The organism is Pseudomonas sp. KU26590 (assembly GCF_026153515.1).
GTDB lineage: Bacteria > Pseudomonadota > Gammaproteobacteria > Pseudomonadales > Pseudomonadaceae > Aquipseudomonas.
Genome location: NZ_CP110644.1, coordinates 2735564 through 2760545, shown reverse-complemented (window position 1 = coordinate 2760545; position 24982 = coordinate 2735564). Strand labels below are relative to the sequence as shown.

General features: G+C 62.3%; 20 protein-coding genes. 7 read left to right on the top strand and 13 right to left on the bottom strand.

The window, feature by feature from the left end:
- Window positions 1-13: 13 nt before the first annotated feature.
- The 3 genes from OKW98_RS12155 to OKW98_RS12145 all read right to left on the bottom strand — a co-directional run bounded on the left by OKW98_RS12155 (window position 14) and on the right by OKW98_RS12145 (window position 2426).
- The gene (locus tag OKW98_RS12155) at window positions 14-997 is read right to left on the bottom strand and encodes a DUF58 domain-containing protein (protein WP_265389369.1); all 984 of its coding nucleotides are present in this window, start codon (window positions 995-997) and stop codon (window positions 14-16) included.
- Window positions 967-1884, bottom strand: a complete 918-nt coding sequence (locus tag OKW98_RS12150; protein WP_265389368.1) for an AAA family ATPase — start codon at window positions 1882-1884, stop codon at window positions 967-969. The genes OKW98_RS12155 and OKW98_RS12150 overlap by 31 nt, the downstream gene beginning before the upstream one ends.
- 263 nt (window positions 1885-2147) lie before the next feature.
- Window positions 2148-2426 carry a hypothetical protein gene (locus tag OKW98_RS12145; protein ID WP_265389367.1) on the bottom strand — a complete coding sequence of 93 codons (279 nt, stop codon included), beginning with the start codon at window positions 2424-2426 and terminating at the stop codon, window positions 2148-2150.
- A 172-nt stretch (window positions 2427-2598) separates the two neighbouring features.
- On the opposite strand from OKW98_RS12145, the gene OKW98_RS12140 reads away from it, so the two are divergent.
- The 4 genes from OKW98_RS12140 (at window position 2599) to OKW98_RS12125 (ending at window position 6869) form a co-directional block, all read left to right on the top strand.
- Entirely contained in the window at window positions 2599-3660 is a 1062-nt protein-coding gene (locus OKW98_RS12140) for a patatin-like phospholipase family protein (protein WP_265389366.1), read from the top strand.
- A 201-nt stretch (window positions 3661-3861) separates the two neighbouring features.
- Complete coding sequence (locus tag OKW98_RS12135; RefSeq protein ID WP_241090298.1) at window positions 3862-4164, top strand: transposase; 303 nt, start codon at window positions 3862-3864, stop codon at window positions 4162-4164.
- A 223-nt stretch (window positions 4165-4387) separates the two neighbouring features.
- Complete coding sequence (locus OKW98_RS12130) at window positions 4388-4996, top strand: IS3 family transposase (protein ID WP_265389365.1); 609 nt, start codon at window positions 4388-4390, stop codon at window positions 4994-4996.
- A 769-nt stretch (window positions 4997-5765) separates the two neighbouring features.
- Window positions 5766-6869: an IS110 family transposase gene (locus OKW98_RS12125; protein ID WP_265385193.1), complete on the top strand. Its 1104-nt coding sequence runs from the start codon at window positions 5766-5768 to the stop codon at window positions 6867-6869.
- Window positions 6870-7651: 782 nt separating this feature from the next.
- On the opposite strand, the gene OKW98_RS12120 is transcribed toward OKW98_RS12125, so the two are convergent.
- The 7 genes from OKW98_RS12120 to kdpF form a co-directional block, all read right to left on the bottom strand.
- Window positions 7652-8623, bottom strand: coding sequence for a transposase (locus tag OKW98_RS12120; RefSeq protein ID WP_265389364.1), 972 nt, complete (start codon window positions 8621-8623; stop codon window positions 7652-7654).
- Window positions 8624-9217: 594 nt separating this feature from the next.
- Entirely contained in the window at window positions 9218-9907 is a 690-nt protein-coding gene (locus OKW98_RS12115; protein ID WP_265389363.1) for a response regulator, read from the bottom strand.
- Window positions 9908-9970: 63 nt separating this feature from the next.
- Complete coding sequence (locus tag OKW98_RS12110; protein ID WP_265389362.1) at window positions 9971-12628, bottom strand: sensor histidine kinase; 2658 nt, start codon at window positions 12626-12628, stop codon at window positions 9971-9973.
- A 634-nt stretch (window positions 12629-13262) separates the two neighbouring features.
- Entirely contained in the window at window positions 13263-13829 is a 567-nt protein-coding gene (gene kdpC, locus OKW98_RS12105) for a potassium-transporting ATPase subunit KdpC (RefSeq protein WP_265389361.1), read from the bottom strand.
- Between the two features lie 64 nt (window positions 13830-13893).
- Entirely contained in the window at window positions 13894-15891 is a 1998-nt protein-coding gene (gene kdpB / locus OKW98_RS12100) for a potassium-transporting ATPase subunit KdpB (protein ID WP_265389717.1), read from the bottom strand.
- Between the two features lie 85 nt (window positions 15892-15976).
- On the bottom strand, window positions 15977-17671 hold the full coding sequence (gene kdpA, locus OKW98_RS12095; RefSeq protein ID WP_265389360.1) for a potassium-transporting ATPase subunit KdpA: 1695 nt from the start codon (window positions 17669-17671) through the stop codon (window positions 15977-15979).
- A gap of 5 nt (window positions 17672-17676) precedes the next feature.
- Window positions 17677-17772, bottom strand: a complete 96-nt coding sequence (gene kdpF, locus OKW98_RS12090; protein ID WP_037009437.1) for a K(+)-transporting ATPase subunit F — start codon at window positions 17770-17772, stop codon at window positions 17677-17679.
- Window positions 17773-18959: 1187 nt separating this feature from the next.
- Here kdpF and OKW98_RS12085 point away from each other — a divergent pair.
- The 3 genes from OKW98_RS12085 (at window position 18960) to xopAW (ending at window position 21883) form a co-directional block, all read left to right on the top strand.
- On the top strand, window positions 18960-19712 hold the full coding sequence (locus tag OKW98_RS12085; protein ID WP_133771586.1) for a response regulator: 753 nt from the start codon (window positions 18960-18962) through the stop codon (window positions 19710-19712).
- Window positions 19709-20794 carry a sensor histidine kinase gene (locus OKW98_RS12080; RefSeq protein WP_265389359.1) on the top strand — a complete coding sequence of 362 codons (1086 nt, stop codon included), beginning with the start codon at window positions 19709-19711 and terminating at the stop codon, window positions 20792-20794. Before OKW98_RS12085 ends, OKW98_RS12080 begins: the two co-directional genes overlap by 4 nt.
- 288 nt (window positions 20795-21082) lie before the next feature.
- On the top strand, window positions 21083-21883 hold the full coding sequence (gene xopAW, locus OKW98_RS12075; protein WP_265389358.1) for a XopAW family type III secretion system calcium-binding effector: 801 nt from the start codon (window positions 21083-21085) through the stop codon (window positions 21881-21883).
- 55 nt (window positions 21884-21938) lie between these two features.
- On the opposite strand, the gene OKW98_RS12070 is transcribed toward xopAW, so the two are convergent.
- From OKW98_RS12070 to OKW98_RS12060, 3 genes are all read right to left on the bottom strand, one after another.
- Entirely contained in the window at window positions 21939-22991 is a 1053-nt protein-coding gene (locus tag OKW98_RS12070) for an AI-2E family transporter (protein ID WP_265389357.1), read from the bottom strand.
- A gap of 3 nt (window positions 22992-22994) precedes the next feature.
- Window positions 22995-23915 (bottom strand): cation diffusion facilitator family transporter, encoded by a 921-nt coding sequence (locus OKW98_RS12065; RefSeq protein WP_265389356.1) that lies wholly within the window; start codon window positions 23913-23915, stop codon window positions 22995-22997.
- Window positions 23916-23990: 75 nt separating this feature from the next.
- Window positions 23991-24821 carry a DUF4892 domain-containing protein gene (locus OKW98_RS12060; protein WP_265389355.1) on the bottom strand — a complete coding sequence of 277 codons (831 nt, stop codon included), beginning with the start codon at window positions 24819-24821 and terminating at the stop codon, window positions 23991-23993.
- Window positions 24822-24982 lie beyond the last annotated feature (161 nt).

Sequence of the window (24982 nt, the reverse complement as noted above, 5' to 3'; positions counted from 1 at the left end):
CGCGCCGCGCCTTTCATGCCCGCACTCCATACAGCGCCAACTGGCGCAAACAGGCTTCGCGGTGGGCATCTCCGCTGTCCACGGCCGAGATGAAACCGGGCAGGCGCAACGCGAAGGGTTGCTGCCGCTGGGACAACTCCAGCACCCAGTAACACAGGCGCGACAGCCGCTCTTCGATATCCCCGCCCAGGGCCATGAAGTCCAGACACAGGTCATGGCCGCTGAGGTCGCTGAACTCCTTGACCATCAACCCCTGCCCCCGCGACCAGGCTTTCCAGTGCATGCGTCGCATCGAGTCGCCGGGCTGCCACAGGCGCAGCCCCTGATAATCATCGACGCCCGGCCCCGTCGTCGCGTGGCCGTCGTCCTCGGCATGGGGTTGCACGCCCTGCAGCAGCGGCATCGTTCCGGCCAGCGGCTGCGGGTAGATCAGCACGGTCTGTTCCAGGTCCAGCCAGCTCCAGGCGCGAAAAATACCCAGCGGGAACACGCTCTCCACGCGCAAACGCGGCGCCCGCATCCAGCCGCGTTTGAGCGCCGGCAGGGTCAGGCCGACTTCCACCAGACGCTCGGCCTCGACGTCGGTCTGCTCCAGTTGTTCGCTGTCCCAACCCAGGGCAATCGCCTGATGGCCATAGCCGGTGCTTTCCAGACGCAGGCGCAGTTGCACCGGTTCGCCAACGAACACCGAACGCGCGTGGCCGCCGCTCAGCACCAGCCCGCTGATGTTGCGGTAGGTGTGCAGAATGGCGAGGACACCCACCGAGAGCATCAGGAATGTCAGGCCGTAGGCGAGGCTGTTCTGGTAGTTGATCGACACCAGCAGCAGCAAAAACAGAATGAGCGCGTACGTGCCACCGACCCGGGTCGGCAGGATGAAGATTCGGCGGTGATCCAGTTCGACCCGCGACGCCGGGGGGATTCGGCGTCCCACCCAGCGCTGCCAGACCGGTTTGAAGCGTTCGATCACAGCACTGGCACCTCGCGCAGTAGCCACTGGACCGGCGCGCCGCCGCCATGCCCGGTCGGGTCGGTGCGCTCGCGCAGGCGGTGGCTGATGACGGCGGGCAGAATCGCCTGCACGTCTTCGGGAATCACGTAATCGCGTCCGGCGAGCAACGCCCAGGCCCGCGCGGCTGAAAGGATCGCCAGGCTCGCGCGGGGCGACAGGCCATAGGCAAATTGCGGCTGGCTGCGCGTGGCATCGACCAGCCGCAGCACGTAATCGACCAGGGCGTCGCTGGCCCGCACCTGCCGCGCCTGCTGCTGAAGCAACGCGAGCTCGGCGTGGTCCAGCAACGGCTCGATGCGCGGCAATAGATCGCGACGGGACTCGCCCAGCAGCAGGGCTTTCTCCGCCGAGCGCGCCGGGTAGCCCAGGGACAGGCGCATCAGGAAGCGGTCCAGCTGCGACTCCGGCAGTGCAAAGGTACCGCCCTGGCTGAACGGGTTCTGGGTGGCGATGACGAAAAACGGATCGGGCAGCAAGCGCGTCGCGCCTTCGATGGTGACCTGGCCCTCTTCCATGGCTTCGAGCAGCGCGCTCTGGCTCTTGGGCGTGGCACGGTTGATTTCGTCGGCCAGCACCAGCTCGGCGAAGATCGGCCCGGGATGGAAAGTGAATTGCCCGCTGTCGCGATCAAAAACGGACGTGCCGAGGATGTCGCCCGGCAGCAGGTCGGAGGTGAATTGAATACGCTGAAAGCTCAGACCGAGCACCCGCGCGAGGGTGTGGCTGAGGGTGGTTTTGCCCATGCCGGGCAAGTCTTCGATCAACAGGTGCCCGCCGCCCAGCAGGCAAGTCAGCGCCAGCCGGACTTGCGGTTCCTTGCCGAGCACCACTTCATTGATCGCGTTGAGACATGCATCCAGTTTTCTGCCCATCGGAAGGCCTCCCCAGGCGACTGCTCATGACTGATAAGACTGCAGACGATGCCAGCCGTGCAGCCACTGTACGGTCAGCGTAGGCCTTTTCGCCAGAGCGGGAGGGAGGGATTCATCAGGGTGGGGCGAAACAGGACGGTAGGCGTGAGTTTGCTCGCGATCCGCGTTATGCCTGTCAGCTGGATGGCGACTGACAGCAGGCTTCGCGAGCAAGCTCACTCCTACAGGGAGACCGCTTAATGGCTGCGGACTTTGCAACGATCTCAACGACCCGCGCGGGACTCACGAATATAGAAACGGGCTTTCTCGGATTTCTCGGAGCAGCCCTCAAAGGCTTCGAACTGCTGCTGGGTCTTGGCGCCGGTCAGCAGCGACAGGGCTTTGGAGTAACTGACGGTGCCGGCAAACCCTTCGGCCTTGGCCAGATCGAGCTCGTGCCAGGCCGTGTCAAGGTTGGTGGCGCAGCTGTCGCGGTAGGCCGTTTTGCCGGCGCAACCGGTGAGAACCAATGCCAACAGGGGCAGGCAGATCCAGGCTTTCATGGGTGTTACCTCAACTAAGGAAATCGACGATGCGGCTTTGACGGTGGTGCAATGCAAAAGTGCCACACCGGGGCGACGCACGATACCCGTTTCGCGCTGTTGGCGTTACGCTGGTGTGTGATGAATCGGCCGCCAGGCGCGCCGCCCGAACGCTGACAGTGGGAAACCGCACATGAATAAACGCATCGCGCTGGTCCTGGGCTCCGGGGGCGCACGGGGTTATGCGCACATCGGCGTCATCGAAGAGCTGGAACATCGCGGCTACGACATCGCCTGCATCGCCGGCTGTTCCATGGGCGCGGTGATCGGCGGGATCTACGCGGCGGGCAAGCTACCCGAGTACAAGGCGTGGATCGAAAGCCTGGATTACCTGGACGTGTTGCGGCTGGTGGACGTGAGTTTCCGGCTGGGGGCGATTCGCGGCGAGAAGGTCTTCGGCAAGATTCGTGAAATCGTCGGCGAGATCAACATCGAGGACCTGCCAATCCCCTACACCGCCGTGGCCACGGACCTGACCAATCAGCAGGAAATCTGGTTTCAGGAAGGCAATCTGCATTCGGCGATGCGCGCTTCGGCGGCGATCCCCAGCCTGTTCACCCCGGTGGTTCAGGGCAATCGCACCCTGGTCGATGGCGGGTTGCTGAACCCGTTGCCGATTGTGCCGGTGGTATCCAGCCATTGCGATTTGATTGTCGCGGTCAATCTCAATTCCACGACCCAGAAGCATTACACGTTGCCCGTGATCGAGCGCCCGCCGGCGGTGAAGAAACGTTTCGACGGTCTGATGAATTCCATCGGCTCGCACCTGCCGTTCCGCCGCAAGCTGGACCTGACCGGCGAAGACGGGTTGCGCCTGGCGCAGGAAAGCCTCAAGCCCAGCGCCGCCGTGCTGACGGGCAATCCGTGGTTGATGGCTGACATCGAATCCGCCGATCCCCAGGGCCAGCAACCCGCCGCCGCGCCCACCCAGCCCGGCGCGCCGAGATCGGCCAGCGGCTCGATCATCATCGACAACGTCGGCCCGGCTTCGCTGCTGGATTTGATCAACCAGAGTTTCGAGGTGATGCAGACGTCCCTGGCGCAATACAAAATCGCCGTCTACCCGCCTGACATCCTGATTAACGTGCCCAAACACGTATGCCGTTTCTTCGAGTTCTACAAAGCCCCGGAGCTGATCGCATTGGGACGGCAGATCGCAAAGGAAACGCTGGATCGGTATGAGCAGGAGCATTGAGAGCAATTGAGGTGAGTCAGGTTTGAAGATGTTGGCTGACACACCGTGTTCGCGGGCAAGCGCGCTCCTACAGGTTTTGCAGCGGGTTCGGGCTCAAGGTCGAACCCCGACCCACTGTAGGAGCCGGCTTGAACTGGCTTAATGATTTTGGACATCTCAATCGGGCGCTAAGATAGCGCCCAAATCCGAGGTGTTATGGGCATGCGTACTTCTTACTCGAACGAATTCAAACTCAAGGCAGCGGCCATGGTGCTGGACGAGGGACAATCGGTCCCTGAAGTCTGCGACAACCTGAGCATTGGCCGAACCGCGCTGCGTCGCTGGGTCGAACAGGTGCGTGCGGAGCGCCAAGGCGCGACGCCTGTGGGTGCCAAGGCGATTACCGCCGAGCAACAGGAAATACAGCGACTCAAGACCTTGCTCAGGCAGAAGGACCGGGATATCGAAATCCTAAAAAAGGCCAGTGCTCTCCTGCTTTCGGACTCCAAAGATCATTCGAACTGATCAGCGAGCTGGGCGAGCACTACGGCGTTCACGATTGTTGCCGCGCGTTGGGAGTCAACCGCAGCAGTTTTTACGCCTGGCGCCAGCGCCAGGGCGTCGTCAACCGCACCCGTGCGAGGCTTAGAACTTTGTTAGTCAGATTTCATAAGGAGTCGCGGGGATCGGCGGGGCAAGAACGCTGGCCAGTGACCTTCGCAGCGAAGGGCATCAGGTTGGCCGGTACATGGCCCGCACTCTCATGCGTGAATCCGGGGTCGTGAGCTGTCAGCGTCGCCCGCACAAATACAAATCTTCAGGGGTCGAGGCATTGGTGGCGCCGCATCTGCTCAAACGCAAGTTTGATGTGGATGCCCCCAATACTGTTTGGTGCGGGGATGTAACGTACATAAAAGTGGGTAAGCAATGGATGTATTTCGCTGCAGTGCTCGACTTGTTTGCACGCAGGATTGTGGGTTGGTCCTTTTCGATGACGCCCGACGCTTCGCTGACTTGTGAGGCATTGAGAATGGCGGTTGAGCTTCGCGGGCGCCCTAAGGACGTGCTGTTTCACTCGGATCAGGGCTGTCAGTACACCAGCCATAAATTCCGCAATGAGCTGGTGACCCATGGTTTGAGACAGAGCATGAGTCGCAAAGGCGAGTGCTGGGATAACGCCCCGATGGAGCGATTTTTTGGCAGCCTGAAATCGGAATGGGTGCCTAAAGAAGGATATTCGTCAGCGCATGAAGCACAGTTGGACGTGCAGCGTTATGTCATGCGTTACAACAACCGTCGCCCCCACAGCTACAACGGCTACCGGTCGCCTGTAACTGCGGAGCGGGCGGCAGCTTGAAAACCTAGACGGGTGTCCAGAATTACTTGACCAGTTCAGCTTGCTGGCGAATGCGGTGGACCAGATATGAAGATGTTGGCTGACACACCGCTTTCGCGGGCAAGCGCGCTCCTACAGGTTTTGCAGCGGGGTCGGGCTCAAGGTCGGACCCCGACCTACTTTAGGAGCCGGCTTGCTGGCGAATGCGGTGGACCAGATATGAAGATGTTGGCTGACACACCGCTTTCGCGGGCAAGCGCGCTCCTACAGGTTTTGCAGCGGGTTCGGGCTCAAGGTCGGACCCCGACCTACTGTAGGAGCCGGCTTGCTGGCGAATGCGGTGGACCAGATATGAAGATGTTGGCTGACACACCGGCTTCGCGGGCAAGCGCGCTCCTACAGGTTTTGCAGCGGGTTCGGGCTCAAGGTCGAACCCCGACCTACTGTAGGAGCCGGCTTGCTGGCGAATGCGGTGGACCAGATATCAAGATGTTGGCTGACACACCGTGTTCGCGGGCAAGCGCGCTCCTACAGGTTTTGCGGCGGTTCGGGCTCAAGGTCGGAACCGGCTCTACTGTAGGAGCCGGCTTGCTGGCGAACGCGGCGGACCAGATATGAAGATGTTGGCTGACACAGCGTGTTCGCGGGCAAGCGCGCTCCTACAGGTTTTGCGGCGGTTCGGGCTCAAGGTCGAACCCCGACCTACTGTAATTGGATGGACTCGCCCAGGCCGAGGCGTCAATGCGCCACGGTGGCAGTCTAAACAGCCAACGACAGCGAGGGCGAGTCCATGAAAAAGCATACGACGGTTAATCAGTCTCTGTCTTCATCCGATCTCCCGGCATGCACCACCGTGGCGATTGATCTTGCCAAGCGGGTCTTTCAGATCGCTGGTGAAGATGCCTTGGGCCAGGTGCTCTATGAGGAGCGGATCAAGTCACGAGAAGCCTTCTACGCATTTTTGTGCAAGCTCGAACCGCACGTTATCGTTCTCATGGAAACCGGTCCGGGCGCTCAAGCCTGGGCGCGGCAGCTGCAAGATCAGGGCAATCTGGCACGCATACTTCCAGCCGGGCGCGTCGCTGATCATCGCAGCGGCGCCAAGAATGATCGCAACGATGCGCTCGCAATATTGCGCGCGGGCCGCGACAGCAGAATTTCGGCAGTGCCCATCAAAAGTGCCGCGGAGTTGGCCATGCAGGCATTGCACCGTATTCGCCAAGGTTACGTGCGTCGGCGCACAGCAGTGGGTAACCAGATGCGCGGTTTGCTGCTCGAGCACGGCGTCGCCATGGCGCAAGGCGAGGTGGCGATCAGCCAGAAAGTACCTCGGGTACTGGAAGACGCTACCCAGCCGTTGCCGGAGATGTTGCGCGAACTGATCGACGAGTTGCTGGGCGAATGGCGCCATTTGGGCGAGCGAGTCAGTGTATTGACCGGGCGTCTGGAGGTTGCTGCGAAACGGGACAAGACCGCCGTGCGGCTGATGACCATACGCGGTGTCGGGCCGATCATTGCCACCGCGATAGTAGCCAAGCAAACCCGGCCTGAGCGATTCGCTGACGCGCGCATGTTTGCGGCCTACTTCGGCCTGGTGCCCGATCAAAACAGCTCAGGAGAGCGGGTTCGCCTGGGTCGAATGACCAAGCGTGGTGATGGGTACATCCGCAGCCTGGCGATACAGGGTGCTCATGCAGTGTTGAGGCAGCTGCGGCACGACTCCGAGCAGCCGGATGACCGTCGGCTGTTGCAGTGGCTGAGCCGTCTGGGAAGCAAAAAAGCCGCCGTACGGCTGGCGAACCGCAACCTGCGCATCATCTGGTCGCTTTTACAGAATGATCAGACTTATCGTCGTGAGCCGTCCAATAGGCAGGCGGCGGCGATGAGTCACTGATCCAAAGCGTTCTGCCACCGGGGCGCAAAAGCGCTCCTGCCCCTGCTAGAAAACATTGACCCCAGGTAAGACCGTCGCGGATAGATGCCTTGGCTCCTACTGGCCCTTGAGGCCTGACTGTAATAGGCATACCGCGAGCTCAACCAATGTTGGCCAGAAGCCCAGAGCGGCTTCCTCGAACAGGCCTTATACATAGATGCAACCGGGTGGCGGTGTTGAAAAGCGGGTAGACAGTGGAGGCGAGTCCATACATAGGAGCCGGCTTGCTGGCGAACGCGGTGGACCAGATATGAAGATGTTGGCTGACACACCGCTATCGCGGGCAAGCGCGCTCCTACAGGTTTTGCAGCGGGGTCGGGCTCAAGGTCGGACCCGGCTCTACTGTAGGAGCCGGCTTGCTGGCGAATGCGGTGGACCAGATATGAAGATGTTGGCTGACACAGCGTGTTCGCGGGCAAGCGCGCTCCTACAGGTTTTGCAGCGGGTTCGGGCTCAAGGTCGAACCCCGGCCTACTGTAGGAGCCGGCTTGCTGGCGAATGCGGTGGACCAGATATGAAGATGTTGGCTGACACACCGCTTTCGCGGGCAAGCGCGCTCCTACAGGTTTTGCAGCGGGGTCGGGCTCAAGGTCGGACCCCGACCTACTGTAGATATCGTCTTGAAGTCCCGACTGCAACCCCAGAAGCGCGTTAGCGCTGCTGCTTTCAGGCAGGCACGAAGGTACCTCCGCAGCTCACACGGCAGCGACAACCTGGCCATCCAAGTCCTAGTCGATCAGCCTTCAAGCGGCCAAAGCAATTCCAGGGTCGAATGGCTTGTTGCTCTTAAGCACGCCATAGATCAGGTGCAACATCTTGCGCATCACTGCACAGATAACTTGCTTGGGAGCCTTTCCGTTCGCCTTCAATCTCTTGGCGAACTCGCTCAGCACCTCATTGTGTTGAATTCCTACGATCGCGGGCATGTAAAGGCCGCCCCTGAGCCGCGACGAGCCGGTTCGGCTAATGCGGGTTGCACCCACGTAACCTCCAGAACGGTCCTGCCTGGGCGATAATCCAGCGAAGGCAGAGAGCTTTTTCGGTCCCTCGTAATCCAAAGGGTCTCCCAGTTCCGCGAGGATCAGCGCGGCAGTTTTCTCGCCTATGCCATCAATGGAGGTCATCAACTCGCTCTTGCCGCGCAGGTCAGGATCATCGTCGATGTGCTGCTTGATCGCTTTTTCGGTTTCGGTGATTTCTTCCGAGACATGAGCAATCACCGATTCGATCGACGTTACGACGTTCGGGCTGGCAACTTCCAGGCGGTTTTTCTCCATCTGACGGATCTCGTTGAGATCTTCCAGACGGCGGACCAACGCCCTCAGGCGGCGCCGCGACTGTGGCTCAGGCACCCAAAGCCTTAGCTTGCGATGCTTCTGCATGGCGAAATCGGAGATGAGTTTGGCATCAGTCTTGTCAGTCTTGTTGCGTGACAGCTCCGACTTGGCATGAGCGGCGGTGGTGGCTGGGTTCGCGATATGAAGCCGATATCCCTTTTGAAAAAGGAAATCTGCCAGCGCTTCGTGGTAGTTACCCGTGGCCTCAATGACAATCAGCGCATCCGCGGTGGCATGCTTCTGGAGCCAGGACTCGAACTCGACAAATCCCTTGGCATCATTGCTCAACTTGCCCTTGGTGCGGTGTTTGCCATTGTCCAACGGCGTTGCAACATCAAAAGTATTCTTGGCCATGTCAACGCCAACGAATGCAGACATGCTGTTCTCCTTTTCAACTGAAGATCAATCATCGCGTCACTCGGCTTCGACCTTGTAAATGCGAGCTCACAACGTGGCTCTAGATATCGTACGAGCTCAATGAGTGAGGTTGGAAAGGCGGAGAATGGATCTACTTCGCAGGCTATAACGCCACTAGGAGCCGGTCGTCTTCACGCCTTTCCCTCGATGATCAGTCGAGAACTTTACCTTCTGTGAAGACAAAGTCGAGATACAAGGAGCCGGCTTGCTGGCGAACGCGGTGGACCAGATATGAAGATGTTGGCTGACACACCGTGTTCGCGGGCAAGCGCGCTCCTACAGGTTTTGCAGCGGGTTCGGGCTCAAGGTCGAACCCCGACCTACTGTAGGAGCCGGCTTGCTGGCGAATGCGGTGGACCAGATATGAAGATGTTGGCTGACACAACAGGTTCGCCAGCAAGCCGGCTCCTACGGAGATTTGCGCCTGTACACGATTCGATGATTAACGCCGAATCTGTTGGAGCCGTTCCCTACGAAGGAATGGCGTCAGCTCAGGCAACGGGATCGCTGCGGCGTCAACCGTACGCGGAATCTGCGGTTGCGACCCATCGGTGGTCACGCATTCATCAATCGATACCCGACCCCCGCCTCGGTGACGATGTACTGCGGCGCAGCAGGGTCGTCGCCCAGTTTCTGGCGCAGGTGACCCACCACGATGCGCAGGTAATGGGTGTCCTCGACGTGGGTCGGGCCCCAGATGTCCTTGAGCAGTTGCTGCTGGGTGATGACCCGCCCGGGATGGCGCGCCAGTTGCGCCAGCACCGCGTATTCCTTGCGGGTCAGGCCGACTTCGACATCGCCCAGGGACACCCGGCGGTAGGCCAGATCGATGTTCAGCGGGCCAATGACCACCGCCGATTCCACCTGACCGCTCTCCGGCGCCTGGCGCAACAATGAACGAATTCGCGCCAGAAACTCCTGAATGCCGAACGGTTTGGTCACGTAATCGTTGGCGCCGGCGTCCAGGGCACGCACCTTCTCGCCCTCGCTGGCACGCACCGACAGCACCAGCACCGGCACCGTCGACCACTCGCGAAACTGGCTGAGCACGTCCTGCCCGTCCATGTCCGGCAGGCCCAGGTCGAGCACCAGCAGGTCGGGTTTATTCAGCGCGGCCTGGGTCAGGCCGTCGTTGCCGGTGCCAGCTTCCAGCACCTTGTAGCCTTGCGATGCGAGGCTGATGCGCAGGAATTTGCGAATCTGCGGCTCGTCATCGATCACCAGAATGGTCGCCGTCTGGCTCATGGGTGTCCTGTCATGAAAGAAAAGGTCGGTAACGGAAGAACGTCAGCGTAGCGCAAAGCGGGTTCAGACCGCTTGGTCCATTTCCGCTTCGGGCTGCGCCTGCAGCGGCAAGTGCAGGCTGATGCAGGTGCCGCGACCGTCGATGCCGTCGTCGACGCTGATCCGTCCGCCATGGGCGCCGACCATGCCCTGACAGATCGCCAGACCCAGCCCCGTGCCCTGCCCGCCTCGGTCACCCCGCGCGGCGGTGTAGAACATGTCGAAAATCTTCGCCCGTTCGTTCTCGGGTATCCCCGGCCCTTCATCACTGACGGCGAAAACAATCTCCTCGCTCTGCGCAGCGACCGCGATTAGCAGACGGCCATTGACCGGCGAGAAGCGCGCGGCGTTTTCGACCACGTTGATCAGCGCCTGCTCGATCAGCGCAGCGTGGACATACAGCAGCGGCAGTTCGGCCGGCAACTCGGTCATGACCTGCAGCGGCGCGAGGACGGCGCGAAGGCGATTGAGCGTGCTGCCGACGATGTCACCCGGCGAGACCCAGTCCCGCGCCAGCTTCAGCGCGCCGTGGCCCAAGCGCGTCATGTCCAGCAGGTTCTGAATGTAGCGATCCAGACGCTCGGCCTCGTCGCGGGTGCCTTCAAGCAACTCGCGACGGTCTTCCAGCGGAATCGCCTCGCCCAGCGCCAGCAGGCTGTCGATGCTGCCACGCATGGCGGTCAGCGGCGTGCGCAGGTCGTGGGACACTGAGGCCAGCAAGGCGCTGCGCAGTTGTTCGGTCTCGCCGTGCAAACGCGCGGCTTCCAGGTCTTCGGCCAGACGCGCCCGCGCCAGGGCCTGACCCAATGGCTGACTCAGCGCCGTGAGCAAACGTCGACGCTGAGGGGTGAAGGTCTGGCCCTGTTTCGCACGAATCCCCAGCAACGCCAGCGGTGCGTCGTCGACCCACAATGGCAGCCACCACCAACTCCCCGACGGCAGCGTACCGGTGCCCTTGCCGGCCGGTTGCCCGTGCTGCCAGGCCCAGTCCGCCGCCGCACGTTCGAATTCGGAAAACTCCAGCGGCCCACCCACTTCGACCTTCCAGCCCTCTTCGCGGTCATTGTCCAGCACGCACAGCTGCAACTCGCTCCAACCGGCCAGGTGATGATCAGCCGCACTGAGCACGGCCTGGCGATCGGTGGCGGCGGTCAGGCGGCGGGACAGGTCGAGCAGTTCGCTGGTCTCTTCCTGGGTGTCGCGCAGCGCTTGCAACTGGCGACGCTGACGGGCGGCGAGATTGCCGGTCAGCGCGGCCATCAACAGAAAAAACAGCAGCGTCAGCACGTCTTCTTCGCGCTGAATGCTCAGGGAAAAATTCGGCGGAATGAACAGAAAGTCATAGGCCACAAACGACAGCACTGAACAGACCATCGCCGGGCCGACGCTGCTGCGCACGGCCACCAGCAACACGGCAGCGAGAAACACCAGGGAGATATTCGGCAGCGCCAACCAGCTGGACACCCCCCAGGCCAGTGCGCTGGCGCAAACCGTGGCGAACAGCGCCAGTGCGTAGTCGAACCAGACCAGATTGCGTGGCGAGGTGGACTGCGGCTGATCAGGACGCGACTCGCTGTCGAGCACGTTGATTTCAAGCCCGTGGGCATTGCGCAACAGACGCGACGCCAGGCCGCCTCCCAGCACCCGACGGCGCAGCGAAGGACGCGACTGGCCCACCAGCACCAGACTCGCGCGGCGTTCGATGGCGTGTTGAATCAGCGTCTTCGCCACTTCCGGCGCGCGCAGCACCACCACTTCCCCGCCGAGGCGTTCGGCCAGTTGCTGGGCATTCTGCAAACGGCTTCTGGCCAGCTCATCGAAAAAGCGCCCGTTGTCGACGTGCACCAGACTCCACGGCAGATGCCGACGTTGCGCAACCCGGCTGGCGTGGCGCACCAGCCGTTCGGCCTGGGCGTCGCCGTCGATGCCGACCAGCAGACGACCGCGCACCGCCGGCGCCGCCTGGCCCAACTGCCGATAGCCCAGCGCCAGATCGTTGTCGACCTGGGCGGCGGCGGTTTGCATCGCCATTTCCCGCAGCGCGGTGAGGTTGGTCTGGGTGAAAAAGGCGTCGATGGCGGCGCGGGCCTGCTCCGGCACGTACACCTTGCCGTCGCGCAACCGCTCCAGCAACTCCCGGGGCGGCAGGTCGATCAGCACCAGCTCGTAGGCTTCCTGCAACACCCAGTCCGGCAGGGTCTCGCGCACTTGCACGCCGGTGATGCCGCGCACCTGATCGTTGAGGCTTTCCAGGTGTTGAACGTTGACCGTGGTGTAGACGTCGATCCCCGCCGAGAGCAGTTCCTGAATGTCCTGCCAGCGCTTGGCGTGGCGGCTGCCGGGGGCGTTGCTGTGAGCGAGTTCGTCGACCAGCACCAGTTTGGGTTTCGCCGCGAGCAGACCGTCCAGGTCCATCTCTTCAAGCATGACCCCGCGGTACTCGGAACGAACCATGGGTTGCTGCGGCAAACCGCCCAGCAGCGCTTCGGTCTCGGCACGCCCGTGGGTCTCGACGACCCCGGCCAGCAGCGAAACGCCCTGCCGCATCTGCGTGTGCGCGGCCTGCAGCATGGCGTAGGTCTTGCCCACGCCGGGCGCCGCGCCGAGAAACACCTTCAGCCGCCCGCGATCGTCTCGAGCAAGATTGACCAGCAAAGCATCGGCGCGGGTGGTTGAGTTCACGAAGGTTGTCCTGATCCATTGGATGACGGGTGATCGTTGGTTGTCGCCCACTCAGATGGGCATCACAGATATCTATCTTGGCCGAGGCCAATTGCAGGAGCGCGGTGTGCCGCAGATGTCTGCCCTGGCCGAGGCCAAGTGTAGGAGCGCGCTTGCCCGCGAATGGGCCGGTACATCCGACGATTCTCTATCGTCCGTGCCTAAGTCTTCGCGGGCAAGCGCGCTCCTACAGGTTCGCGGTGTACCGCAGATGTCTGCCCCGGCCGAGGCCAAGTGTAGGAGCGCGCTTGCCCGCGAATGGGCCGGTACATCCGACGATTCTCTATCGTCCGTGCCTAAGTCTTCGCGGGCAAGCGCGCTCCTACAGGTTCGCGGTGTGCCGCAGATGTCTGCCCTGGCCGAGGCCAATTGTAGAAGCGCGGCGTGCCACAGATGTCTGCCTTGGCCGGGACCAATTGTAGGAGCGCGCTTGCCCGCGAATGGGCCGGTACATCCGACGTTTCTCTATCGTCCGTGCCTAAGTCTTCGCGGGCAAGCGCGCTCCTAAAGGTTCAGTGCGCCACAGATGCCTGTCCCGGCCGAGATCAATTGTCGGAGCGACCGAGGGTGTTGCCAGCCGGACTGTCCAGCGGACTCAGTTCACCACTTTGCCAGACGGTAACCGATTCAGACCCAGATTCAAGTCCAATACGTTCACCACCGGCGGGCCGATCAGCGAGGTCTGGGTGTTGTCCGCCACCAGTTTCTGCACCGACTCGCGCGGCAGGTTACGCGCCGCGGCGATGCGGGCCACCTGATACTCCGCCGCTGCCGGGGACAGGTGCGGGTCAAGACCGCTGGCGGAGGTGGTCAGCAGGTTCAGCGGCACCGGGCCCTGATTCTCGACTTTCTCTTTGGCGGCATCATCGGCCACTCGCTTCGCCAGCGCCGGATTGCTCGGCGCCAGGTTACTCGCGCCGCTGGCGACGGTGGCATAGGCCCCGGCAGACGGACGCGGATGGAACCACTCTTCGCCGGTGAAATTCTGTGCGATCAGCGCCGAACCGATCACCTTTTCATGGTCGTCGTACACCAGGCTGCCATTGGCCTGATCCGGGAACGCCACTTGGGCGACGCCGGTCACCACCAGCGGGTAAGCCACGCCGGTGATCAGGGTCATCAGAACGATCAGGCTCACGGCCGGACGCAATACACTGGACATCATTCATTCCTCATTCGAAGTGAGCGCCACGCGGGATCAGTCACCGCGCAGCGCAATCAGTGCGTTAAACCAGGTGCAAGGCCGTCAACAACAGGTCGATCGCCTTGATGCCCACGAACGGCACGACCAGCCCGCCCAGCCCATACACCAGCAGGTTGCGGCGCAGCAGATGCGCAGCGCTCGCGGCCTGCACCCGTACGCCGCGCAGTGCCAGCGGGATCAGCACGACGATGATCAGCGCGTTGAACACGATGGCCGACAGAATCGCGCTCTGCGGGCTGGCCAGGTGCATGATGTTGAGCACGCCCAGCTGCGGATAAATCGCCGCAAACAGTGCCGGCAGGATGGCGAAATACTTGGCCACGTCGTTGGCGATGGAGAAAGTCGTCAGCGCGCCGCGGGTCACCAGCAATTCCTTGCCGATCTGCACCACGTCCAGCAGCTTGGTCGGGTCGCTGTCGAGATCGACCATGTTGGCCGCTTCCCGTGCCGCCTGGGTGCCATCGTTCATGGCCATGCCGACATCGGCCTGTGCCAGCGCCGGCGCGTCGTTGGCGCCGTCGCCACACATCGCCACCAGACGCCCGTCGTTCTGTTCCTGACGGATGCGCTCCAGTTTCTTCTCGGGAGTGGCTTCGGCCAGCACGTCATCGACGCCCGCCTCTGCCGCAATCGCTGCCGCCGTCAGCGGGTTGTCGCCGGTGACCATGACGGTGCGAATGCCCAGTTTGCGCAGTTCTTCAAAACGCTCGCGAATGCCTGGCTTGACCACGTCCTTGAGGTGAATCGCGCCCAGCAGTTTGCCGTCGCCGCAGACCAGCAGCGGCGTGCCGCCGGTCTTGGCGATCTTGTCAATTTCCCGCGCCAGCACTGGCGGCAGGTCGCTGCGGTCACGGCCGAGGAATTTCAGCAGCGAATCCACGGCGCCCTTGCGATACACGCGGCCTTCGAAATCGACGCCAGACAAGCGGGTTTCCGCCGTGAACGGCACCGCCGTCAGTTGGCTCGGCGCAGGCTCGGTCATCGGCTGCTGCGCGCGCAGGTATTCGACGATGGACTTGCCTTCGGCGGTGTCATCCGCCAGCGAAGCCAGCAGCGTGCCTTCGCTCAGTTCTTTAGGGCTGACGCCCGGCGCCGCATACACCGCCGCGCAACGACGGTTGCCGAAGGTGATGGTGCCGGTCTTGTCCAGCAGCAACACATGCACGTCACCCGCCGCCTCTACTGCACGGCCGGATTTGGCGATCACGTTCAGACGAACCAGGCGGTCCATGCCGGCGATGCCGATGGCCGAGAGCAGGCCGCCGATGGTGGTCGGAATCAGGGTCACCAGCAGCGCCACGAGGAACACCAGCGGCAGGTTACCGCCGGCAAAGTGCGCGAAAGGCTGCAGGGTCACGACCACCAGCAGGAAGATCAACGTCAGGCCAATCAACAGAATGTCGAGGGCCACTTCGTTGGGGGTCTTCTGACGCTTGGCACCTTCGACCAGCGCAATCATGCGGTCCAGGGTCGATTCGCCGGGGTTGGCGCTGATGCGCACCAGCAGCCAGTCCGACACCAGTCGGGTGTTGCCGGTCACCGCCGAACGGTCGCCGCCGGACTCGCGAATCACCGGCGCAGACTCACCGGTAATCGCCGCTTCGTTGACCGCCGCAATGCCCTCGATCACCTCGCCGTCGCCGGGGATCATCTCACCGGCTTCGACGCGCACCACATCGCCCTTGCGCAAGGTGCTGGCGTTGACCATTCCAAACGCACCGTTGCTGCTTTTGAGGCGCGCTTTCAAACCCTCGGTGCCTGCCTTGAGGCTGTCGGCCCGCGCTTTGCCCCGCCCTTCGGCCAGCGCTTCGGCGAAGTTGGCGAACAGCACGGTGAACCACAGCCACACGGCGATCTGCACCGCCACGAAGGTCGGCACGGCCGGGTCGGGGATCAGGCACAGAATCGTGGTCAGGATGGCGGTCAGTTCCACCACCAGCATCACCGGCGCCCGTTGCAACTGGCGCGGGTCGAGCTTGACGAAAGCCTGAACCAGCGCAGGCCGCCAAAGGTCAGCCATCGCTGTCTTGGCCGGTGCGCCCACGGTGGACGGCTGTTCGGGTGTCTTATTTGTAGCAGGAAGCTGCATGTTCATGATTCGGTCCTCAGAAGGCCAGGCTCAAATGTTCGGCAATCGGCCCCAGTGCGAGGGTCGGCAAGAACGTCAGCCCGCCCACCAGCAAAATGGTCACGGTCAACAGGGTCACGAACAGCGGGCCATGGGTCGGGAAGCTGTTCTGATTGAGCGGCGCGGTTTTCTTCGCCGCCAGACTGCCCGCAAGCGCCAGCACCGGCAGGATGTAACCGAAGCGGCCAATGAACATCGACAGGCTCATCAAGAGGTTATGGAACAGTGTGTTGCCGCTGAAACCGCCGAACGCCGAGCCGTTGTTGGCCGTGGCCGAGGTGTAGGCATAGAGCAACTGGCTGAAGCCGTGGGCGCCAGGGTTGCTTACCGAGCCTGCCGGACCAGGCAAAGAGGCGGCCACGGCGCCGAACACCAGTACGCCGACCGGCATCACGATCAGCGTCGCGACCAACAGCTTCACTTCTCGGGCCTGAAGTTTTTTACCGAGGTATTCCGGGGTGCGGCCGATCATCAAGCCGGCGAGGAAGACCGCGATCAGCACGTTCAACAACATGCCGTAAAGCCCTGCGCCAACGCCGCCGAAGATCACTTCGCCGACCATCATGTTAGCCAGCGCCACCATGCCGCTCAGCGGGTTGAGGCTGTCGTGCATACCGTTGACCGAGCCGTTGGAAGCAGCGGTGGTCGCGGTTGCCCACAGCACGGTTGCCGTGGTGCCAAAACGCGTTTCCTTGCCTTCCATGGGCGCGGTCTGTTCCACCGTGGCCATGTTCAGCGTCGGGTTGGGCTGGTATTCCGCCCACAGGGATGTGGCGCCGCCGATCAGCAGCAACACCAGCATACAGGCGATGATCGCCCGGCTCTGACGCAGGTCTTTGACGTAATGACCGAAGGTGAACACCAGCGCCGCCGGGATCAGAATGATCGACACCAGCTCGAACAGGTTGCTCAAGCCAGTCGGGTTCTCGAACGGATGCGCCGAGTTGACGCCGAAGAAGCCGCCACCGTTGGTACCCAGCTGCTTGATCGCGATCTGGCTGGCGGCCGGGCCGAGCGGAATGCTCTGGTCGGCACCTTGCAGGGTCACGGCGTCCACGTAGTGGGCGAAGGTTTGCGGGACGCCCTGCCACACCAGAAACAGTGCGAGGATGATGCACATCGGCAACAGCCCATAAAGGGTTGCGCGGGTCATGTCCGCCCAGAAGTTGCCCAGGTGCTGCGTCGAGCGGCGGCTGATGCCTCGGCAGAAGGCGACCAGGACTGCGATGCCGGTGGCGGCACTGACAAAGTTCTGCACGGTCAGACCGGCCATCTGGCTAAGGTAGCTGAGGGACGCTTCGCCGCTGTAGTTCTGCCAGTTGGTGTTGGTGACAAAGCTCATCGCGGTGTTGAACGCCAGCGACCATTCCATCCCCGGCAATCCTTGGGGGTTGAGCGGCAGCGAGCCTTGCAGGAGCAGGATGGCGAACAGGACGACGAACCCGGCCAGGTTGAAGGCCAGCAGGGCAATTGTGTAGGTTTTCCAGTTGTGTTCGATCGCGGGGTCGACGCCGGACAGGCGATAGCAGATGCGCTCGACGGGGCCCATGACCGGGGTCAGAAAGGTCCGGTTACCTTCCATGACGTTGTAGTAGAACCGTCCCAGCAGCGGCGCGGGCAACAGCACCAAGGCGAAAAACGCCAGTATCAGCAGGTAGTCGTAACTGTGCATGGCCGTTACTCCTCAACCCGGCCGGCGCGCAGGAGCGCAACCAGCAAGTAAACGAATAACCCTGCTGCGAGCAGCAGTGACACCCCATCCAGAACGCTCATGAAAAACTCTCCGTCATACGGCGACTGCCGTGTGGGGCAATTGTGTTCAGTGGGGGTGTAAAGGAACGAGAGCGACGGGGGGTGGGGGCATAAAGAAAGCGTAAAGAGTGAGTGTTTTAGGGGCTTTGCGGGCTTTACACCGGGTTTATATCCATTATTTGTGTGGGCTGTTGTTATGGGGCGGCCTAACGGCCTGCTGTTTCGCCTTCGGCGAGTTACTTGGAAAAGCACCCCAAGTAACCAAGGGTGCTTGCTCCTGGTTAGGTCCCTCCTCCGTCGGGATACCCTCACTCCGACGACGCTCCGTGGGCCCGCGCCGAACGGACATCCATGTCCTAGCGGCGCTCTCGCCGCATCCATGCGGCTCGGCCCACTGCGCGTCGTCTACGTTCGGCCTGCACCCAAGTCGCGTTTGGCGGTGTCTGGGCTTTTTGCGTAGCAAGATCAAAAGCAAAAGCAGAAGCGAACTCAGATCAAAAGCTTCCCGGCTAAAGCCGGTCCCACTAACTGCGCACGTTGATCGTTCCCACGCTCCGCGTGGGAATGCCGCCTCGGACGCTCCGCGTCCTGTAGAAGATGTGCATCAAGCCAGACATCCGACGCGGAGCGTCACAGGATGCATTCCCACGCGGAGCGGGGGAACGATCAACAATAATGGTGACGGTAACCTCGACTGTAGGACCGGCTTCAGCCGGGAAGCTTTTGATCTGCCTTAAACACGCTTTTGATCTTCGTACACAAAAAGCTCAGTCACCGCCAATCGCGACTTGGGTGCAGGCTGAACGCAGGTTTTGCGGAGTGGGCCGAGCCGCATGGATGCGGCGAGAGCGCCGTCAGGACATGGATGTCCGTTCGGCGCGGGCCCACGGAGCGAGACCGGAGTGAAGGAACCCTGACGAAGGAAGGGCCAAACCAAGAGCAGGCACCCTTGGTTACTTGGGGTGCTTTTCCAAGTAACTCGCCGAAGGCGAAACAGTCTGCCCCTAGGCAGACGCTCTTGATCTTGATCTTGATCTTGATCTTGATACGGAGCACGGCAGTTCAGCCGTGTACCGACCTTGATACATTCAAGACAATCCACCGACACCTGCCCCCTTCACCCTTCCGCCCCGCTCGCCAGCGAAGTAGCATGGCAGCGTCGACTCCTACCCGCGGCCCAATCGGCAGCACCACACGGCGGCAGCACCATGCAGACAACACCCGACAGCACCACCGCCACCGCGCCGAGCGAAGAGCGCCGCTGGAACACCCGCGCCCTCATCGTCGACGACGACATCCCCATCCGCGAACTGCTCTGCGACTACCTCGCCCGCTTCAACATCCACAGCACCGGCGTCACTGACGGCAACGCCATGCGCCTGGCCCTGACCGAAGACACCTACGACGTCGTCGTCCTCGACCTCATGCTCCCCGGCGAAGACGGCCTCTCCCTCTGCCGCTGGCTGCGCAGCACCTCCGACATCCCCATCCTCATGCTCACCGCCCGCTGCGAACCCACCGACCGCATCATCGGCCTGGAACTGGGCGCCGACGACTACATGGCCAAACCCTTCGAGCCCCGCGAACTCGTCGCGCGCATCCAGACCATCCTGCGCCGCGTGCGCGATGACCGCACCGAAGAACGCACCACCCTGCGCTTCGACAACTGGCGCCTGAACAGCGTCCTGCGCCAACTCACCGCGCCGGACGGGCTCGTAGTGCCCTTGTCCAACGCCGAATTCCGCTTGCTGCGGGTCTTCCTCGAACGTCCGCGCCGCGTGCTCAACCGCGAACAATTGCTAGACGCCGCCCGCGGCCGCTCCATCGAAGCGTTTGATCGCAGCATCGACCTGCTGGTCTCGCGCCTGCGGCAGAAGCTCGGCGATGATCCGAAATCCCCGCAACTGATCAAAACCGTGCGCGGCGAAGGCTACATGTTCGACGCCCGGGAGATTGGTTGATCCGCTCGGCCGACACCCTGTTTGCCCGGCTGTTTGGCGGGGCGTTGCTGGCGATCGTCCTCGCCCACCTGCTCGCGTTCCTCTGGTTTCACTACTACGGCCCGCGAATGCCGCCTCCGCCCGGTTGTGATCGGCCGATGGCCGGCCAGATGCAACCGCCGCCCCCCGAACGCAACGCTGCAACGGACGACGAGCTCCGGCGCCCTCCTCCACCACAAGGATGCCGCCCGCCGCTGCTGGGCATTCCGCTGGTGCCCTTGCTGTTCCAGCTGATCAGCCTGGTGCTGGCCGCCTGGTTCGGCGCCAAGGCGTTGAGCCGGCCGATCCGCCGATTAAGCGAAGCGGCCGAGCGCCTCAGCGAAAACCTCGACAGCCCGCCGCTGGCCGCCAATGGCCCTCGCGAGGCACGTCAGGCGGCCCAGGCCTTCAACCTGATGCAGGAGCGCATTCGCGAACAGGTGCAACAGCGTGGGCGCATGCTCGCCGCCGTGTCCCATGACCTGCGCACGCCGCTCGCGCGTCTGAAACTGCGGGTCGAGCAAATCGACGAGCCGCGCCTGCACGGGCAGATGAGCCAGGACCTCAACGACATGATCGGCATGCTCGACGCGACCCTGACCTACCTCAACGAACAGCGCACCAGCGAAGCACTGCAGTATTTCGACGTGCAGGCGCTGATCGAATCCCTGGCCGAAAACGCTCAGGACAACGGCGACGATATCCAGGCCAGCGGCACCTGCCGGCCGCTGCAATCCCAGCCCATGGCCCTGCGTTCCTGCCTGAACAACCTGATCGATAATGCGCTGCGTTACGCCGGGCATGCGCGGGTGGAGATCGAAGACGCCAGCGATCGCCTGCGGGTCAGCGTCATCGATCACGGCCCGGGCATTCCCGAATCGCTGCGCGAAGTGGTGTTCGAGCCCTTCTATCGGGTCGAGAGTTCGCGCAATCGCAACTCGGGTGGCGTTGGCATCGGCATGACCATCGCCCGGGAAGCCGCGCGCCGAATGGGCGGCGACCTGCGCCTCGAGCAAACCCCCGGCGGCGGCCTGACCGCCGTGCTGGATCTGCCGCGCATCTGACTCGGCGCCGTCATCAGCGATGGGACCGGGTGCGTTCGGTGGTACTGGCGATGGAGCCCATTGTGGGCCCGGTTTTAGCCGGGCATTCGTCAGGCGTCACACCGCAAACCTGACGGTGTCCGGACTGGCCTCTTCCCGGCTGAAGCCGGTCCCGCTGAGCGAAGTCTCACGCAAGCCCCACGTACGCTCGGCGGTACAAAGCCAACACACCCACGACACGCCTTGCCCTGACGCTGCATAAGCCGGAGCACCGCCCCGGCATTATCCATCTGATGGGGAGTCAGTCCGATGATCACAGGCGTCAGCGGCAGCAGCAGTTATTCCAGCTACACCAGTGCCAGCACGAGCAGCACCACCAGCACAGCCAACAGCAAGAAGTTCGCCGACGAGTTATTGAAGAAACTCGACGCCAATGGCGACGGCAGTATCGACAAGGACGAGCTGAGCTCGGCGCTGTCCTCGGACTCCAAAGACGGCATTACCGTCAGCCTGAGCAAGGCGTTCGGCGATCTCGACAGCAATGACGACGACAGCCTCGACGCCGACGAACTGGCCGCCCTGACGCCTCCGCCGCCGCCACCCATGCAGATGGACGGCAGCTCTGCGGCGGATGACGCGCAAAACCTGCTGAGTGCGCTGGACAGCGACGGCGACGGTACGGTCAGCAGCGATGAACTCACCACCGCACTGAGCAGTTCAGGCAGCAGCGCCGACAGCAGTAAAGTGTTCGATGCCCTGGACACCAACAAGGACGGCACCGTCAGCATTGACGAATTGACCGCGAGCCTGCAGGCCCAGCAACCGCCGCCACCGCCGCCTGCTGAAGACGCCAGCGATCTGTTCAGCAGCCTGGACAGCGACAGTGACGGCAGCATCAGCGCCGCCGAACTGACCAGCGCATTGCAGGGCACGACGAATTCCGCCAGCGCCTCGTCCTCCAGTAGCCAGACCGCCTCTACGCAAACAGCCACTTCGCAAACCACCACCCAGGCCACTGAAGCCCTGAACCGCATGGTCGCGGCCCTCAGTGACCGCTACAACCTCAACGGCAACGCTACGTCCGGCAAATACGTCAGCACCTCAGCCTGACGAAAAAAAACCGCCGCCGAGCCCAGCCCGGCGGCGGTTTTTGTAGGCGTGCTTGTTACTTGACCGGCTGCCGCGCGCGGCTTTCTCCGACCCAGTCCAGCAGCAAGCTGTAGGCCACCGCCAGCAATGTCGGGCCGATGAACAGGCCGATGAAACCGAACGCCAGCAACCCGCCAAACACCCCGAGCAAGACAATCACCAGCGGCAGATTGCCACCGCGGCTGATCAGATACGGCTTGAGCACGTTATCGACGCCACTGACGATGAACGTGCCCCACAGGCCGAGAAAGATCGCCATGCCGTAATCGCCTCTCCAGGCCAGCCACGCCGTGGCCGGTATCCAGATCAGCGGCGGGCCCATGGGCACCAGGCTCAGCAGGAAGGTGCCGATGCCCAGTACCAGCGCGCCCGGCACACCGGCAATCAGGAAACCGATCAAGGCCAGCACTGCCTGCGCCGCTGCCGTGCCGATCACACCGTTGACCACCCGTTGCACAGTGCCCGCCACAAGTTCGAGGTAATACGGCGCGCGATCGCCGATCAGTCGTTCCAGCAGGCTCAGAACGAACGCCGCCACGCGCGGCCCGTCGCGGTAGAAAAAGAACACGAAGACGATGCTCAGGGTCAGCTCGAGGATGCCGCCGCCGATCTGCGCACTGCGCGCCAGCAGCCAATTGCCTACTTGTCCGAGGTAAGGCCGGACGCTGACCAGCAGCGCAGCGCCTTGTTCATCGATGGTGTTCCAGTAACCCACCAGCCGCTCGCCCACCAGCGGAATGCCCGCCAGCCAGGTGGGAGGATCCGGCAGGCCGTCCACTTGCACGTCCTTGATGAACACCGTTGCGTCGCGCACGTGGTCCGCGAGATTGAAGCCCAGCCACACCAGCGGCGCGAGCACCAGCACCATCCAGCCCAGGGTCAGAATCGCCGCCGCTAGGGATTCCCGCCCCTTGAGCGCGCGGGTCAGCAGACGCATCAGCGGCCAGCTGGCGAACGCCAGCACGGCACCCCAGAACAGCGCCGACCAGAACGGCACCATCACCCACAGGCAGGCGCCGAATAGCGCGAGCAGGATAATCTGCACCAACAGGCGATCGTTATTGAACATCGGTCATTCAGCCCATTCTTTATTAACGGTAAAGGCTATTGTCAGCCAACGATCAGGGCCGGTACCTCCGACCTCTTCGCCAATTTCATCCCGGATCAGATCCCATGCCTCCAGGGAGCGGGGCGGCAAGCCCGGCGGGACGATGAAGTAAATCTCGATCTGCCTCCCGCGCCCCACACGTGCCACATAGGCACGGTAGGAAAGGAAGCCATGTCGCTGGACAGCATCGCTTGCAACGTCATCGACTCTTTTCTTCATTTCTGGCGGGGTCACCAGCAGAACATCTGCGAGAGCGTCACGAATCGTCGGCAGCGGTAAGGGTAAAACGATGAGACAAACAAGCGCTAACACCGCTGGATCTATGTAAGGCGATAACCATTCCAGCTCTGTACCCCTGATAATCCAGCCGGTCAGGAACGCGAGTAACAGGGCGCCGGTCATTGCGGCGGAGATCGTCCAGGCTTTTACGTCCAGCGCAATGAAGCTTGAATGGAGTCGTTTGTTCGCTCGTCGGCCATAGATGATCATTCCAACCGCGCTCACAAGGGCCACTAGAGCAAAAATGAGCGCGAGACCGAAGTCCAGGTGTCGCCCGCCCGCCATCAGGCTTCCAACGGCCATGATCAGGCCATAGCCAGCAGTGCCAACCAATAGAGTCCCGGACAAACCAAGCACAATGGGCTCAAGGTGCCAGAACCCCATTGTGAAATTCCTGGTCAGGCGGGCTCGACCGACATCGTTGTGAGAGAAGGCAATCAGCTTGGCAACGATCAGTGCAAAGCTCGTCATGATTGCGTCGATAAGGGTATAGACACCGTCAAAAATAATCGACGCAGATCCGGTCAGCAGACCGAAAACCACCCCAAAAATAGCCAGAGCAAACGTCACAATAATGGAAAGGCGAAGCACGCTTGGCTCTGTCATCTGACTCACGGGTACGATTGGAGGGCGGCATTGTAAACACACGGTGAAATCAGACCAAACCTGGCTCTGCGGCCGTCAGCGAATGAGTTCGAGAGTCAGACCGGGATTTTTCCGATCGCCCGCTTCCAGCCGCGCAGCGCGCACGCCTTTGGCCACCAGCGCCTGTCGCCACGCCTCGCGCTGATCACCGGACAGGGTGACGCGCAAGGTGCTGTCCAGATTCAAGCCACGGGACAGCAAGGTGATCCAGGGCTCCTGCGGTTCCGCTGTCAGCATCGTCAGCTCCAGCTCGCCGGTGCTTTTCAGCTCGCGCAGCAGGGTCGCGGAAGTCGGCAGCAAATCCCCGAGCGGGGTGCTCGACTGAAATTGCTCGACGTGGAGGAACGCCCGGCGGTTACCGCGGGTGATGCCGTACAACGCCACGAGCGTGTTGTCCGCCGGGGCGGCCAGGCGCAGCAACAGATAGGACTGACCGTTGTCGGCGCCATACAGCTTGGCATTGCCGAACACTTCGTTGGCCCACAGGCTGCTTTCGCCGCAATCGCGGGCCTGGCACCAGAACAGCAACTGCGCCCCCTGCTGCTGCAACGCTTCACGGGCCGCGGTGAACGCCTCGTCGGCGCTGTGCTCGACCGGCAATTGGTAGGTGATGGCCGTCACCTTGCCGCGCCCGGACACCTGCCCGTCGAAGCGCAACTGGCCGCTGATCTTGCGGATCGAGCCCAGCGGGTAGATGCGTTCCAGCTCAACGGCAGGGCGATAATCGACGATTTCCGCGTCTGCCAGTCGCGGCAGGTTGGGCAAATCCTGACTGTCGGGTACGTCGGCTGCATGGGCGATGGCGCTGAACCCGGTGAGCAGCAGCGTGAGCGCGAGCGTGCGGGTTAAGGTGTGGGCAAACGTCATGGATGCACTCATGGCAGGTCAATCGGCGAGGCAGCCATTGAAGCGGCAGGCAAGGCAATCGGCAGGCAAAACAAAGCCGCGACAACGCGCGGCGTGCTGGAAAATAAAATGTCGGGGCGTGGGCAGTGGTCCATCGTGCAGTCTCCTGTTTCAACTGCCCC

Bases quoted from the DNA above. Each gene is read 5' to 3' on its own strand.
- OKW98_RS12150 (WP_265389368.1), bottom strand. From the start codon at position 1,884: ATGGGCAGAAAACTGGATGCATGTCTCAACGCGATCAATGAAGTGGTG.
- OKW98_RS12145 (WP_265389367.1), bottom strand. From the start codon at position 2,426: ATGAAAGCCTGGATCTGCCTGCCCCTGTTGGCATTGGTTCTCACCGGT.
- OKW98_RS12140 (WP_265389366.1), top strand. From the start codon at position 2,599: ATGAATAAACGCATCGCGCTGGTCCTGGGCTCCGGGGGCGCACGGGGT.
- OKW98_RS12135 (WP_241090298.1), top strand. From the start codon at position 3,862: ATGCGTACTTCTTACTCGAACGAATTCAAACTCAAGGCAGCGGCCATG.
- OKW98_RS12130 (WP_265389365.1), top strand. From the start codon at position 4,388: ATGGCCCGCACTCTCATGCGTGAATCCGGGGTCGTGAGCTGTCAGCGT.
- OKW98_RS12125 (WP_265385193.1), top strand. From the start codon at position 5,766: ATGAAAAAGCATACGACGGTTAATCAGTCTCTGTCTTCATCCGATCTC.
- OKW98_RS12120 (WP_265389364.1), bottom strand. From the start codon at position 8,623: ATGTCTGCATTCGTTGGCGTTGACATGGCCAAGAATACTTTTGATGTT.
- OKW98_RS12115 (WP_265389363.1), bottom strand. From the start codon at position 9,907: ATGAGCCAGACGGCGACCATTCTGGTGATCGATGACGAGCCGCAGATT.
- kdpC (WP_265389361.1), bottom strand. From the start codon at position 13,829: ATGTCCAGTGTATTGCGTCCGGCCGTGAGCCTGATCGTTCTGATGACC.
- kdpB (WP_265389717.1), bottom strand. From the start codon at position 15,891: ATGGCTGACCTTTGGCGGCCTGCGCTGGTTCAGGCTTTCGTCAAGCTC.
- kdpA (WP_265389360.1), bottom strand. From the start codon at position 17,671: ATGCACAGTTACGACTACCTGCTGATACTGGCGTTTTTCGCCTTGGTG.
- kdpF (WP_037009437.1), bottom strand. From the start codon at position 17,772: ATGAGCGTTCTGGATGGGGTGTCACTGCTGCTCGCAGCAGGGTTATTC.
- OKW98_RS12085 (WP_133771586.1), top strand. From the start codon at position 18,960: ATGCAGACAACACCCGACAGCACCACCGCCACCGCGCCGAGCGAAGAG.
- xopAW (WP_265389358.1), top strand. From the start codon at position 21,083: ATGATCACAGGCGTCAGCGGCAGCAGCAGTTATTCCAGCTACACCAGT.
- OKW98_RS12070 (WP_265389357.1), bottom strand. From the start codon at position 22,991: ATGTTCAATAACGATCGCCTGTTGGTGCAGATTATCCTGCTCGCGCTA.
- OKW98_RS12065 (WP_265389356.1), bottom strand. From the start codon at position 23,915: ATGACAGAGCCAAGCGTGCTTCGCCTTTCCATTATTGTGACGTTTGCT.
- OKW98_RS12060 (WP_265389355.1), bottom strand. From the start codon at position 24,821: ATGACGTTTGCCCACACCTTAACCCGCACGCTCGCGCTCACGCTGCTG.